Origin of the sequence: Promicromonospora sp. NPDC059942 (assembly GCF_042731755.1) — a bacterium.
In the GTDB taxonomy this organism is placed as follows: Bacteria; Actinomycetota; Actinomycetes; order Actinomycetales; family Cellulomonadaceae; genus Promicromonospora.
Genome location: NZ_JBHWLR010000001.1, coordinates 1 through 13,135, shown reverse-complemented (window position 1 = coordinate 13,135; position 13,135 = coordinate 1). Strand labels below are relative to the sequence as shown.

Sequence of the window (13,135 nt, the reverse complement as noted above, 5' to 3'; positions counted from 1 at the left end):
TTGACCTCCAGTAGACACCGTGCCGGGCTTTGCTTCCACCCTCGGCGACGAATCGGGGCACCGGAACGTGACATGACAGATCCGGCGCACCCCGGGGAGAGACCTCCCGAGGGTGCGCCGGATCTGTGGTCAGGCGGTCAGGCCGAGGCGACGACGAGACCCGCGGTCTGCGTCTTCGCCCGCGCCAGGCGCTCGGAGACGTTGCTCCACGACACCAGGTTCCACCAGGCCTTGATGTAGTCCGGGCGGACGTTCAGGTAGTCGATGTAGTAGGCGTGCTCCCAGCAGTCCAGCATGAGGACCGGGGTGAGCGCGAAGGGGATGTTGCCCTGCTGGTCGAACAGCTGCACGACGACCAGCTTCTGGCCCACGGAGTCCCAGGCCAGGACGGCCCAGCCGGAACCCTGGACGCCGGCGGCGACGGCGGTGAAGTGCGCCTTGAACTTCTCGAACGAGCCGAAGTGCTCGTCGATCGCCGTGGCGATGTCGCCGGTCGGCTCTCCGCCGGCCTCCGGTGCCATGTTCGTCCAGAAGATCGAGTGGTTGATGTGACCACCGAGGTTGAACGCGAGGTCCTTCTCGATCTTGTTGACGTTCGCCAGGTTGCCCGTCTCGCGGGCCTCCTCGAGCTGCTCCAGGGCAGTGTTGGCACCCTTGACGTACGTCGCGTGGTGCTTGGAGTGGTGCAGCTCCATGATCTTGCCCGAGATGTGCGGCTCGAGCGCGGCGTAGTCGTAGGTCAGGTCAGGGAGCGTGTAAACAGCCATTGCTGAGGTACCTCCAGGATCGGTCCGCACACCGGACGGTGCGCAGGGTGGGACGCCGTCCTGGTCGTGCGCCGAGGTGGTGCCCGCCGGGACGGCAATGGCCCGTGTCCCCGGCCGCAGATGCGGACCAGGAGACACAGGCCATCGCTTGGTGTCGCAGGTCGCTCAGTGCTCCCGCGAGGTGGTTCCGACGCCCGCCTCGACGGCCTGGCGCTCGGAGCCGGACAGCTCGTCGTGCTCGCCGTGCGAGTGCGCGGCGGCCACCTCGGCCGGGGTCACGGGCGAGACGCGGTCCTCGTAGAAGAACCGGGACAGGCCCTGCCAGCGCTTGTCGGCGCCGTAGCCCTTGCGCTTCACGCCGCGGGCGTCGGTCTTCGGGGCGATCGCCAGCGGGCCGGGCGCCTCGTAGTTGACGCGCAGCCAGCGCTCCTGCTCGTCGAGCGGCGTGTGGACCTCGATGTACTCGCCGTTGGCGAAGCGCACGATGCGGCCCGACTCGTGGCCGTGCAGCACCAGCTCGCGGTCCTTGCGCTGCAGCCCGAGGCAGATGCGCTTGGTGACGAAGTAGGCGAACACCGGCCCCACGAAGAACAGGACGCGGAACACCCAGGTGATCGCGTTGATCGACAGCGCGAAGTGCGTGGCGATGAGGTCGTTCGACCCGGCCAGGGCCAGGATGATGAACGCCGTCAGGAACGCGACGCCCAGGCCGGTGCGCGCCGGCTTGTTGCGCGGGCGGTCCAGCACGTGGTGCTCGCGGTCGTCGCCGGTCACCCGTGCCTCGAGGAACGGGTACACGATGAGGAACGTGAACAGCAGACCCGGGATGACCACGGCGGGGATCAGCACGTTCAACGGCAGCGTGTAGCCGAAGATGATCCATTCCGTGCCCTGGCCCGGCATCAGTCGCAGCGAGCCCTCCAGGAACAGCATGTACCAGTCCGGCTGGGCACCCGCGGAGACCGGCGACGGGTCGAACGGCCCGTAGTTCCACACGTTGTTGATCGACATCGTGGCACCCATGAGCGCCAGCACGCCGAAGACCATGAAGAAGTTGCCGGTCATCTTGGCGACGTACACCGGCAGCGCCGGGTAGCCGACGACGTTCTTGTCGGTGCGGCCGCCACCCGGGTACTGGGTGTGCTTCTGCAGCACCATCAGGAACAGGTGCAGCGCGATCAGCGCCAGCAGGATGCCCGGCACCACGAAGATGTGCAGCGTGAACAGGCGCGGCACGATGTGGTGGCCCGGGAACTCGCCGCCGAAGATCATGTACGACATGAACGAGCCGATCAGCGGGATCGACTTGACCACACCGTCGGTGATGCGCAGGCCGTTGCCGGAGAGCACGTCGTCGGGCAGCGAGTAGCCGGTGAAGCCGGCCGCCAGGCCCAGGATCATGAGCAGGATGCCGACGATCCAGTTGATCTCGCGCGGCTTGCGGAACGCGCCGGTGAAGAACACGCGCATCATGTGCACCACGATCGAGGCCATGAAGATCAGGGCCGACCAGTGGTGGATCTGCCGCATCAGCAGGCCGCCGCGCACCTCGAACGACATGTCGAGGGTCGAGGCGAACGCGACGGACATGAGCTGACCGTGCATGGTCGCGGGGTGCTCACCCTCGTACGTGGTGAGCGCCATCGACGGCTCGAAGAACATCGTCAGGAAGAAGCCCGAGATGATCAGCACGACGAACGAGAACAGGGCGATCTCGCCGAGCATGAAGGACCAGTGGTCCGGGAAGACCTTGCGCGCGAACTCCTTGACGGCGACGCCGATGGAGGTGCGCTGGTCGAGGTAGTCCGCAGCCTTGCCGACGGTCGTCGTCGGCTTGGCCGGTGCCTCGGGCTTGGTGTCGTGGGTCGCGGTGCTCACTTAAGGCGCTCCCAGAAGCTCGGGCCGATGGGCTCGGCGAAGTCGTCCTGCGCGATGAGGTAGCCCTCGTCGTCGACCGTGATCGGCAGCTGCGGCAGCCGGCGGTTGGCCGGGCCGAAGACGACCTTCGCGCTGTCCGCGATGTCGAACGTCGACTGGTGGCAGGGGCACAGGAGGTGGTGGGTCTGCTGCTCGTACAGGGCCACCGGGCAGCCCACGTGCGTGCAGATCTTCGAGTAGGCGACGATTCCCTCGTGCGACCAGGTCTCGCCCTCGGGCGACTGGTCCGTGCGGAGGTCCTCCGGGTTGAGGCGGACCATCAGGACCACGGCCTTGGACTTCTCGTTGATCCACTCGTGCGTGGAGCGGAACTCCTCGGTGGTCTCCGGGACCACGTGGAAGACGGAGCCGACGGTGACGTCGGCGGCCTTGATGGGCCGGCCCGAGGGGTCGATCGCCAGGCGCGTGCCGTTCTTCCAGATGGTGTGCTTGAACTTGGAGACGTTCCAGTCACCGCCCACGGAGCCGATCAGCGGCACCGCGATGGCCAGCGGGAACAGCGCCAGGGCGCCGAAGAAGGCGCCCTTGAGCACGCCGCGGCGTCCGACGACGCCCGAGTCGGCGAGACCCTCGTTCAGGTCCTGGACCGCGATGGCGCGGTCCTCGTCGTTCGTCGCGAGCGAGTGCCGCTCCTGGACCATCTCCTTGTCGCCCATGAGCGACTTGGCCCAGTGGATGCCGGCGATGCCGATGCCGAGCAGCGACACCGCGAGGCCGAGGCCGAGCAGCAGGGTCGACAGGCGGACGCCCGAGGTCGTGCCGTCCGGCGGGACCATCACGTAGGCGACGATCGAGCCGACCGTGCCCAGGATCGACAGGACGAACAGGATGGTGACGGTCCGCTCGGCGCGCTTGGCGGCGCGCGGGTCGGTGTCCGTCAGGCGGTGCTTGTGCTCCGGGACGCCCGGGTCCGGGAACCGCTCCGGGTGCCCGACGGCGGTACCCGCCTCAGGGGTGACCGTCACCTCGTGCGAGGTGTCGGCGGGGGTGTTCTGGTTCTCGCTCACGAGGACTTCGCTCCGATCCACACTGCGGCACCGATGAGCAGGCCGAGGCCGATCACGAAGGCCCAGAGGCCTTCGGACACCGGTCCGAGGGCGCCGAGCGCGTTACCGCCGGCCGAACCCTCGCGCTGCTCGACGAGGAACGACACGATGTCGCGCTTCTCGTCCGGCGTGATGTTCGCGTCGTTGAACACCGGCATCGACTGCGGGCCGGTGAGCATCGCCTGGTAGATGTTCCGCTCCGACGTCTCCCAGAGGGCGGGTGCGAACTTGCCCTCCGAGAGTGCGCCGCCGGCGCCCACGGCGTTGTGGCACATGGCGCAGTTGGTGCGGAAGAGGGCCATGCCGTTCGAGGGGTCACCCTTGGTCGGGTCGACCTGCTCGTCGGTCGGGATGGCGGGACCGGCGCCCAGCGAGGCGACGTACCCGGCCAGCGCCGCGGTCTGCTCCGCGTCGAACTGCGGCGGCTTGGCCTCGGCCTGCGGGCCGTTCATCTGCATCGGCATGCGGCCGGTCGACACCTGGAAGTCGACGGCGGCAGCGCCGACGCCCACCAGGGACGGCACGCCGTCGGTGCCCTCGGCATTCGCGCCGTGGCACGTCGCGCAGTTGGCCTGGAACAGCTTCTTACCGGTCTCGATGTCCGCGGTGCTGACGGTCTCGGCCTTAGCCGTGCTCGGAGCCAGGGCGGCGTAGACGCCGCCCGTGGTCAGCAGCGCCAGCAGCAGGAGAACGACCGGCGCCAGCCGGTGATGCCTGCGGGCGGCGAGTGCCTTCACGAAAATTTCCTCGTCTCGCTGTGAGTGTTGAGCTTCTCTGTTATCAACCTATGCCACCGCACGTGGCCCTGAGGCGCGGCTGCCCGGGGGGCGACCGCGCGCCCGGTCAGCGCAGCAGGTAGATCACCGCGAAGAGCGCGATCCACACCACGTCGACGAAGTGCCAGTAGTAGGACGTGACAATCGTGGTGGTGGCCTCGTGGTGACCGAAGCGCTTGGCGGCGAAGGACCGGCCGAGCACGAAGAGGAAGGCGATCAGACCGCCGGTCACGTGCAGGCCGTGGAAGCCGGTGGTCATGTAGAAGACCGACCCGTACGCGCTGGACGAGATGGTCAGGCCCTCGTGCACCAGCTCGGTGTACTCGAAGATCTGGCCGCCGATGAAGAAGGCACCCATGAGGTAGGTCATGGTCAGCCACTCGTGCATGCCCCAGGTCCAGAACTGGAAGAGCTTGCCGGAGCGCGACGGCTTGAACTGCTCAGCCTTGAAGACCGCCCACTGGCAGGTGAACGAGGACAGCACCAGGACGATCGTGTTGATCGTGGAGAAGGTGATGTTCAGCTTGTCCGCCTGTAGCGCCCACTCCTCGGCCGGCATGGTCTGCCGGACGGTGAAGTACATCGCGAAGAGCGCTGCGAAGAACATGAGCTCGCTCGCGAGCCAGACGATCGTCCCGACCGAGACCGGGTTCGGACGATTGACTGTCACGTGCTGGTGCGTGGGGGTGGCTGCAGCCGTTGCGGTCGACACGACAGCCATTATGGCCGACGTTCGGGTGTCCCGAACGCCGAACCGTCACAGACGCTCGCGTCGAATCTCACAAAGTCCTTTCAACGTCCTACGTGGGCCGTCTCTTGCTGACGCGATTGAACAGAGTGCCATGAAAAGGGAGCGGACAAATCTGCCGCCAGGGCGGGGTCTGTGCCACGATCGACGCATGACCGGCATGACGACGGATGTGACCAGCGCAGGCACGAGCGGTACGCCCTCCCCCAGCGCGACGTCGAGCCCGCGAGTCCTCCTGTACAGCGACGACCGCACGGTGCGCGAGCAGGTACGCCTCGCCGTGGGCCCGCGCCTGCACGCGGGCGAGCCCGACATCGTGTGGGCCGAGGCCGCCACCGCGGCCGCCGTGGTGGACAAGGCCGACAACGAGACGTGGGACCTGCTCGTCCTCGACGGAGAGGCCGACCAGGCCGGCGGCATGGGGCTGTGCCGCCAGCTCAAGAACGAGATCTACGAGTGCCCCCCGGTGCTGGTCCTCACGGGCCGCCCGGCGGACGCGTGGCTCGCGACCTGGTCGCTGGCCGACGGCGTGGTGGCGCGTCCGCTCGACGCCATCAAGGTCCAGGAGGCCGTCGCGCGCCTGCTCGCCCCCTCGCCGGCGGGTACCGCGTGAACCTCGAGGCACCCACGTGGTCCGGCCTGCTCGCCGGGCTGATGACCGGCACCGACCTGAGCCAGCAGGAGGCCCGCTGGGCCATGGACCGGGTGATGACCGGTGAGGTCTCGCCCGTCCAGCTCGCCGGTTTCCTCGTGGCGCTGCGCGCCAAGGGCGAGACCGTCGAGGAGCTCGCGGGCCTGACCGAGTCCATGGTCGAGCACGCGGTGCGCATCGACGTGCCCGGGCCGTCGGTGGACATCGTCGGTACCGGCGGCGACCGTGCGCACACCGTGAACATCTCCACGATGGCCTCCGTCGTCATCGCGGGCGCCGGCCTGCGGGTCGTGAAGCACGGCAACCGGGCGGCGTCGTCGTCGTCGGGCAGCGCGGACGTGCTGGAGGAGCTCGGCATCCGCCTGGACCACCCGCCGGAGCGGGTCGCGCAGATCGCGCGCGAGGCGGGCATCACCTTCTGCTTCGCCGCGGCGTTCCACCCGTCCATGCGCCACGCGGGCGTGACCCGCAAGGAGCTGGGCGTGCCCACGGCCTTCAACTTCCTGGGCCCGCTCACCAACCCGGCCCAGCCGCGCGCGGCCGCCGTCGGCTGCGCCGACGCGCGGATGGCGCCGCTGATGGCGGGCGTCTTCGCCGAGCGGGGCAAGTCCGCGCTGGTCTTCCGCGGGGACGAGGGGCTGGACGAGCTCGCCGCGACGGCGGGCGCCACCGTGTGGGAGGTGTCCGGGGGTACGGTCACCGAGCACCGCATCGACCCCGTCGACGACCTCGGGCTGACGCGCATCAAGGTCGAGGACCTGCGCGGCCACGACGCGGCCTACAACGCGGGCGTCGCCCGGGCGGTGCTGGCGGGCGAGGCGGGCCCGGTCCGCGAGACCGTGCTGCTCAACGCGGCCTCGGGCCTCGTCGCCGACGGCACGCTGCCCGGTACGGGCTCCGGGACGCTCGTGGAGCGCCTCACCGCCGGCATCGACCTCGCGGCCCAGGCCGTGGACTCCGGGGCGGCGCAGGCCACCCTGGACCGCTGGATCGCCGCCAGCCGATAGACAAGAGCGGCCGGCCGCTGGGCAAGCGGCCAACCGCTGGGCAAGCGCGGTGTACCCGTGCGGCACGCCGCACGGGTACACCGATCGTCAGCCGAGCATGCCCTCGGTCAGCTCGTCCATGGTGACGAGCTGGTCGCCGGTCGGTGCGGCCACGTCGACGGGCTCGCCCCAGCCGGAGAAGGTGCCGCTGGCCACCAGCGGCTTGCCCTCGACGTCCATCGTCATGACCAGCGCACGCGCCAGGTTGTCCTCGTCCACGTTGTAGACGATCTCCATCTCGCCCATCTGTGCCAGCACGTCCTCGGGCATGCCCTCCACCTGAGGGCCGGTCATCTTGGCCGGGTCCACGAGCAGCGTGTAGACGTCCGTCTCCACACCGTCGACGGCCTCCGTGCCGGTCTTCTCGAACGACGTGATGGCCCCCTCCATGCCCTCGAGCTGTGCGGCCGGGTCCATGTCCTCAAGGCTGCTCCGCATGACGTCACCGATGCCCTTGAAGAGCATGCCCATCGGGTTGTCGGACTCGCCCGCCTCGGTCAGGCTCAGGTACTTGCCGGACGTCGTCTCGCCCATGTTCATGTAGAAGTCGCCGTCGAAGAGGACCATGTCGGCGGTCTCGCCCTCGATGTCCGTCGTCATCGCCATCGCCGGGTTCTTCGGGTCGGACAGGACGATGTCGGCCTCGAGGGGGGCACCGGCCAGTCCGGCCTCCTCCGCTCCCGCACCCGAGTAGCCCATCGACATGTGGACGGTGCCCGCCTCGGTCTGCGCCGCGGTGAGCTCCTCGACGAACGAGGCCTGGGTCAGCTCGACCTGGGCCTGCGCCGACCCGGTGGGAGCTGCCTCGTCAGCGGAGCCGTTCGAGCTCGCCGCGCAGCCGCCGAGACCGACCGCGAGCACGCCCGCCGTCGCCAGCACCACCGTCTTGGAGTAACGCACTGTTGACCTTCCTGCGCGCTTTCCGGGGGACGCACAGGTTGCGTCGGGGAACCGGCCAGCGAACGTTCGATCTCACCACGGTCGGCGGCCGGCACCTCGTCATCTGCGGGTGAATTAGCGGGTGAAACGAACAAACCCGGCATCCGAACCTGCCCTCGGGTGAGGGCACGTTCCGACGCCGGGTCGGTCGTTGAAGCGGAAGTTCTCAGTGCGAGTGGATGCCCCGCGAGTACTCGAAGACCCAGCCCACGAGGGCGATGATCGCCACGCAGAAGCCGATGTAGAGCACCCACCAGCCCACGGCCAGGCCGAGGAAGCAGATCGCGGCGGAGCCCGCGATCGCGAGCGGCCACCAGCTCCAGGGCGCGTACACGCCCTGGTCGCCGGCGGCGTCCTCGATGTTGCCGTTCGGGTCGTCCTCGGGCCGGGCGTCGATGCGCCGGGCCGTCAGCGTCAGGTACGCGCCGATCATCGCCACCAGGGCGCCGACCAGCGGCATGCCCAGGAAGCCGACCGGCTCCTGCCAGTCCGTCATGAAGCCGTAGACGACCCCGGCCAGGACGAAGAAGGGCGTGCCCCAGAGGAACAGCCGGCTCTCGATCTTCACTTGCTGGTCCCCTCGTCCGGCTGGTCAACGATGGTCGTGCTGCTCTGACCCGAGTCGCCACCGCCGTGCGCGGCGCGCTGCTGGGCCTGCTTGTCCTGACCGCGCCGGTCCGCCTCGCCATAGATGTTGTCGAGCACACCGCGGTTGTACTCCGGGTGCTCCATCGCGACGACCTCGGGGTGGTGCAGGTCGAACGCCGGCGACTCCGAGCGGATGCGCGGGAGCGAGGCGAAGTTGTGCCGCGGCGGCGGGCAGGACGTGGCCCACTCCAGGGAGCGGCCGTAGCCCCACGGGTCGTCGACCGTGACCTTGGGCGCCTTGCGCCAGGTGATGTAGACGTTCCAGAAGAACGGCAGGGTCGACGCGGCGAGGATGAACGCGCCGATCGTGGACACCTGGTTCTCCCAGGTGAAGCCCTCCTGCGGCATGTAGTCCGCGTAGCGGCGCGGCATGCCCTCCACACCCAGCCAGTGCTGGATGAGGAACGTGGTGTGGAAGCCGACGAAGAGCATCCAGAAGTGCACCTTGCCCAGCCGCTCCGACAGCATGCGGCCGGTCATCTTGGGCCACCAGAAGTAGAAGCCGGCGAACATCGCGAACACGACGGTGCCGAAGACCACGTAGTGGAAGTGCGCGACCACGAAGTACGAGTCGGAGAGCTGGAAGTCCAGCGCCGGGCTCGACAGGATGATGCCGGTCAGGCCACCGAAGAGGAAGGTCACGAGGAAGCCGATGGACCAGAGCATCGGTGTCTCGAACGTGAGTTTTCCTCGCCAGAGCGTGCCGATCCAGTTGAAGAACTTCACGCCTGTCGGCACCGCGATGAGCATCGTCATGAACGCGAAGAACGGCAGCATGACGGCGCCGGTCACGTACATGTGGTGGGCCCACACCGTCACCGACAGCGCGGCGATGGCGATGGTCGCGTAGACGAGACCCGTGTAGCCGAAGATCGGCTTGCGGCTGAAGACCGGGAAGATCTCGGACACGATGCCGAAGAACGGCAGCGCGATGATGTACACCTCGGGGTGCCCGAAGAACCAGAAGAGGTGCTGCCAGAGGATGGCGCCACCGTTCTCCGGGTTGAAGATCTGCGCGTCGAGACGGCGGTCGGCACCCAGCGCGAACAGGGCCGCGGCCAGGGGCGGGAACGCCATCAGCACCAGGAGGCTGGTGACCAGCGTGTTCCAGGTGAAGATCGGCATCCGGAACATGGTCATGCCCGGCGCGCGCATCGTGATGATCGTGGTGATGAAGTTGACCGCACCGAGGATCGTGCCGAAACCGGCCAGCGCCAGGCCGAAGACCCAGAGGTCTCCACCCAACCCTGGACTGTAGGTCGTGGTCGACAGCGGCGCGTACGCGAACCAGCCGAACGAGGCGGCGCCCTGCGGCGTGAGGAACCCGGCGGTGGTGATGAGGCCACCGAACAGGAACAGCCAGTAGGCGAACATGTTCAGACGCGGGAACGCGACGTCGGGCGCGCCGATCTGGAGCGGCATGATCACGTTCGCGAAGCCCGCGAACAGCGGGGTCGCGAACAGCAGCAGCATCACGGTGCCGTGCATCGTGAAGAGCTGGTTGTACTGCTCCTTGCTCTGCACGAGCTGGATGCCCGGCTCGAAGAGCTCGGCCCGGATCAGCAGGGCCATCAGGCCGCCGATGCAGAAGAAGATGAACGACGTGATCAGGTAGAGGTACCCGATCGTCTTGTGGTCAGTGGACGTGATCCACTTGATGACGGTCCGGCCGAGCGTCTGCCTCCCGGGCGCCAGGCCCGGGATCAGCTCGGTCGTGGTCGCTGCGGCCATCAGTGCCCAGCCTCCTCTTCCTCAGTTGCCGCCGGGTTGTCGACCGGGCCGGCGGTGCGGGCGAGGTCCATGCCGAGCGAGCCGGTCTGACCCTTCGCCTCGAGCTCCGCCATGTGGGCGTCGTACTCCTCGGCGGACACGACCTTCACGTTGAAGAGCATGCCGGAGTGGAACTCGCCGCAGAGCTCGGCGCACTTGCCGGCATACGTGCCCTCACGGGTCGGCGTGACCTGGAACGTGTTGGTCCGGTTCGGGATCATGTCCTGCTTGTACAGGAACGCGGGGATCCAGAACGAGTGGATGACGTCACGCGAGTCGAGCGTGAACTCGACCGTCTCGTTCACCGGCAGGTAGAGCGTCGGGAAGGACGTCGAGGTGCCGACGGCGCCGTCGAGCTCGTCCTCGGCCGTGACGCTGCCGGGGTCCGCCTCGTGCTCGCCGTAGTCGTACACGTCGGCGTCGAGGTAGTTGAAGTCCCAGCTCCACTGCTTGCCGATGACCTGGATGTGCTCGGTCGCGGTGCCGTCGACGGTCTTGATGGCCGTCACGTCGCGGTCGGTGTACCAGAACAGCACGAGCACCATGATGATCGGCACGGCCGTGTACATGAGCTCGAGCGGCAGGTGGTAGCGCGTCTGCACCGGGAGCTGGTGGTCGTCCTTGCGCTTCCGGTAGGCCGCGATGCACCACAGCATCAGGCCCCAGGTCACGATGCCCACGGCGAGAGCAGCGATCCACGAGCCCACCCACAGGTCGGTGATGCGCTCGGTCTGGTTAGTCACCTCCCCGTCGCTGTAGCCGGGCAGGTATCCGCGCTGGACGGATTCACTTGCGCAGCCGGAGGCCAGCACTGCGACTGCGGCGGCAAGAGCCGACGCACGCAGGATGGCCCGCCGGGTGCGGGTAGGTGGCTTCGAGTGCAAGGGAGGCCTTTCACGTCTCGTCCGGCGCGTCGCACCGGTTTCCTCCCGAGCTCCACGCAGAACCTTCGTCCTCGATGGGATGCAGCCTAGCGCGCTCCGGGGCCTGATGATGCCCGGAAGGCCCTCACGGGAGCGTGACGCACTCCGCACCTCGGGCACACATCGACGCTGTTCAGGACACCCACCCAAGTCGTGTCAGAACGATCGCCGCGACGGACCGGCGGGCGGGGGTGCGAGGATCAGGTGGACGACGGCGGCGGCACGCCGCAGGCCGCCGTCACAAGCCGAGATCAGGCCCCGACCGGGCCCCTGGTGAGCCGCCGGACGAGCGGCCGGACGAGCCAGGTCACAGCAGCAGGAGGACGTGTGAGCCACGCCACCCCAGGTATCCCCGAGCGGGTCCACCTCGACAACGGCGGACGCGCCCCGTGGCACCCGCTCGCCCGGCAGGCCTTCGAGCAGGCCCTCGCCGACGGCTGGGCCGACCCGCGCCGGCTGCACGCCGAGGGCCGCCGCGCGGCCCGGCTGCTCGACGGCGCCCGCGAGGCGATCGCCGCCGTGCTCGGCGCGCGCACCCAGGAGGTCCGGTTCACGCCGAGCCACACGGCCTCACTCCACACCGCGGTCGCGTCGGCGGCCGCCGCCCGACGGCGCGCCGGCTCCACGGTCGTCGTCAGCGCCGTCGAACGGGCCGCCGTGCTGCACGCGGCGAGCCTGGCCTCCCGGGGAGCCGAACCCGCGGGCTTGCCGGCGGGCCCCGTGCCCGTCGATCGGCTCGGGCGGGTCGACGTCGACGCCATGGTCGCCGCGGTCCGGGCGCCCGGCGTCGCCCTGGCCGCGCTCCAGCACGCGAACGGCGAGGTGGGCACGGTCCAGCCCGTCGAGGCCGTGCACGACGCCGCCCGCACGGCCGGCGTCCCGCTGCTGGTCGACGCGGGCGCGAGCGTCGGCCACGTGGCGGTGCCCGACACCTGGGACCTCCTCGCCGCCGACCCGGCCGACTGGGGCGGACCCGCCGGCGTCGGCGTCCTCGCCGTCCGGCAGCGGGTGCGCACCACGCTCGTCGGGCCCGAGGACGAGGACCCGTGGGCCCCGGGCGGCGTGAGCGTGCCGCTCGCGTTCGCCGCCGCGGTGGCGCTGCAGGCGGTCGAGTCCGACCGCGTGGCGCAGGAGGCCCGTCGTCGGGCACTGGTGGAGCGGGTGCGGGCCGAGGTGTCCCGCATCCCCGACGTCGAGGTGGTGGGCGACCCGGACGACCGGCTCCCCCACGTGGCCACGTTCTCGTTCCTCTACGTGGACGGCGAGGCGCTCGTGACGGAGCTGGACCGGCTCGGGTTCGCCGTCGGCTCGGGCTCGGCGTGCACCGCGAGCACGCTGGAGCCGTCGCACGTGCTGGCGGCGATGGGCGTGCTCACGCACGGCAACGTGCGGATCGCCCTGGACCGGTCCACCACGGCCGACGAGGTCGACCGCTTCTGCGCGGTGCTCCCGGGCGCGGTGTCGAGGGTGCGGGAGATGCTGGGCGTCGGCGGCCTCTAACAAACGTCGCCGGTGTCGGACGTACAGGTCACTAGAGTGACCTGTGTGTCTGACACGTTGGTGGACGCCCGCGGGCTGCGCTGCCCGTTGCCCGTGATCCGGCTCGCCGCGGCCGCGAAGGGCCTGCCCGCGGGCACGGAGCTGACCGTCCTGTCGACCGACCCGGCGGCCAAGCACGACGTCCCCGCGTGGTGCCGGATGCGCGGCCACGAGCACGTGGGAACCCGGGAGCACCGGGCCCAGGCCCCGACGGCCCAGGACCCGGCCGACCAGGACGACGACTGGGACGGCTGGGCCGTCACGGTCCGCCTCGGCTGATTTGTGAACTTCCCTTTGAGGCCCGGGTTTCCTCGCCTTTGACGGCGCCAAAGCGAAAAAACCC

General features: G+C 69.2%; 13 protein-coding genes. 4 read left to right on the top strand and 9 right to left on the bottom strand.

Translation table 11 applies throughout. The annotated features are described in order from the left end of the window. Window positions 1-137 precede the first annotated feature (137 nt). The 5 genes from ACFV9Q_RS00065 to ACFV9Q_RS00045 form a co-directional block, all read right to left on the bottom strand. Window positions 138-767 (bottom strand): superoxide dismutase, encoded by a 630-nt coding sequence (locus tag ACFV9Q_RS00065; RefSeq protein WP_377229354.1) that lies wholly within the window; start codon window positions 765-767, stop codon window positions 138-140. Window positions 768-932: 165 nt separating this feature from the next. Then, on the bottom strand, window positions 933-2,645 hold the full coding sequence (locus ACFV9Q_RS00060) for a cytochrome bc complex cytochrome b subunit (RefSeq protein WP_377229353.1): 1,713 nt from the start codon (window positions 2,643-2,645) through the stop codon (window positions 933-935). Then, window positions 2,642-3,712, bottom strand: a complete 1,071-nt coding sequence (locus ACFV9Q_RS00055) for a Rieske 2Fe-2S domain-containing protein (protein WP_377232584.1) — start codon at window positions 3,710-3,712, stop codon at window positions 2,642-2,644. Before ACFV9Q_RS00055 ends, ACFV9Q_RS00060 begins: the two co-directional genes overlap by 4 nt. After that, window positions 3,709-4,488 (bottom strand): c-type cytochrome, encoded by a 780-nt coding sequence (locus ACFV9Q_RS00050; protein ID WP_377229351.1) that lies wholly within the window; start codon window positions 4,486-4,488, stop codon window positions 3,709-3,711. Before ACFV9Q_RS00050 ends, ACFV9Q_RS00055 begins: the two co-directional genes overlap by 4 nt. A gap of 106 nt (window positions 4,489-4,594) precedes the next feature. Then, the gene (locus ACFV9Q_RS00045) at window positions 4,595-5,248 is read right to left on the bottom strand and encodes a heme-copper oxidase subunit III (RefSeq protein ID WP_108495698.1); all 654 of its coding nucleotides are present in this window, start codon (window positions 5,246-5,248) and stop codon (window positions 4,595-4,597) included. A gap of 178 nt (window positions 5,249-5,426) precedes the next feature. On the opposite strand from ACFV9Q_RS00045, the gene ACFV9Q_RS00040 reads away from it, so the two are divergent. Beyond that, window positions 5,427-5,888 carry a hypothetical protein gene (locus ACFV9Q_RS00040; RefSeq protein WP_377229350.1) on the top strand — a complete coding sequence of 154 codons (462 nt, stop codon included), beginning with the start codon at window positions 5,427-5,429 and terminating at the stop codon, window positions 5,886-5,888. Continuing rightward, complete coding sequence (trpD, locus tag ACFV9Q_RS00035; RefSeq protein WP_377232583.1) at window positions 5,885-6,934, top strand: anthranilate phosphoribosyltransferase; 1,050 nt, start codon at window positions 5,885-5,887, stop codon at window positions 6,932-6,934. The genes ACFV9Q_RS00040 and trpD overlap by 4 nt, the downstream gene beginning before the upstream one ends. A gap of 87 nt (window positions 6,935-7,021) precedes the next feature. Here the strand turns inward: trpD and ACFV9Q_RS00030 are convergent, their stop codons facing one another. The 4 genes from ACFV9Q_RS00030 to coxB form a co-directional block, all read right to left on the bottom strand. Further along, window positions 7,022-7,873: a hypothetical protein gene (locus tag ACFV9Q_RS00030; protein WP_377232582.1), complete on the bottom strand. Its 852-nt coding sequence runs from the start codon at window positions 7,871-7,873 to the stop codon at window positions 7,022-7,024. Between the two features lie 205 nt (window positions 7,874-8,078). Next, window positions 8,079-8,480 (bottom strand): cytochrome c oxidase subunit 4, encoded by a 402-nt coding sequence (locus ACFV9Q_RS00025; protein ID WP_377232102.1) that lies wholly within the window; start codon window positions 8,478-8,480, stop codon window positions 8,079-8,081. Further along, a complete protein-coding gene (ctaD, locus tag ACFV9Q_RS00020) occupies window positions 8,477-10,291 on the bottom strand; it encodes a cytochrome c oxidase subunit I (RefSeq protein ID WP_377232581.1) in 1,815 nt (604 codons plus the stop codon). The genes ACFV9Q_RS00025 and ctaD overlap by 4 nt, the downstream gene beginning before the upstream one ends. Then, window positions 10,291-11,214 (bottom strand): cytochrome c oxidase subunit II, encoded by a 924-nt coding sequence (coxB, locus tag ACFV9Q_RS00015; protein WP_377232100.1) that lies wholly within the window; start codon window positions 11,212-11,214, stop codon window positions 10,291-10,293. Before coxB ends, ctaD begins: the two co-directional genes overlap by 1 nt. 366 nt (window positions 11,215-11,580) lie before the next feature. On the opposite strand from coxB, the gene ACFV9Q_RS00010 reads away from it, so the two are divergent. Continuing rightward, window positions 11,581-12,753: a cysteine desulfurase family protein gene (locus tag ACFV9Q_RS00010; protein ID WP_377232580.1), complete on the top strand. Its 1,173-nt coding sequence runs from the start codon at window positions 11,581-11,583 to the stop codon at window positions 12,751-12,753. Window positions 12,754-12,798: 45 nt separating this feature from the next. Then, the gene (locus ACFV9Q_RS00005) at window positions 12,799-13,071 is read left to right on the top strand and encodes a sulfurtransferase TusA family protein (protein ID WP_377232579.1); all 273 of its coding nucleotides are present in this window, start codon (window positions 12,799-12,801) and stop codon (window positions 13,069-13,071) included. The last annotated feature ends 64 nt before the right edge of the window (window positions 13,072-13,135 follow it).

Coding starts and splice junctions, on each gene's coding strand:
- ACFV9Q_RS00065 (WP_377229354.1), bottom strand. CDS start 767: ATGGCTGTTTACACGCTCCCTGACCTGACCTACGACTACGCCGCGCTC.
- ACFV9Q_RS00045 (WP_108495698.1), bottom strand. CDS start 5,248: ATGGCTGTCGTGTCGACCGCAACGGCTGCAGCCACCCCCACGCACCAG.
- ctaD (WP_377232581.1), bottom strand. CDS start 10,291: ATGGCCGCAGCGACCACGACCGAGCTGATCCCGGGCCTGGCGCCCGGG.
- ACFV9Q_RS00040 (WP_377229350.1), top strand. CDS start 5,427: ATGACCGGCATGACGACGGATGTGACCAGCGCAGGCACGAGCGGTACG.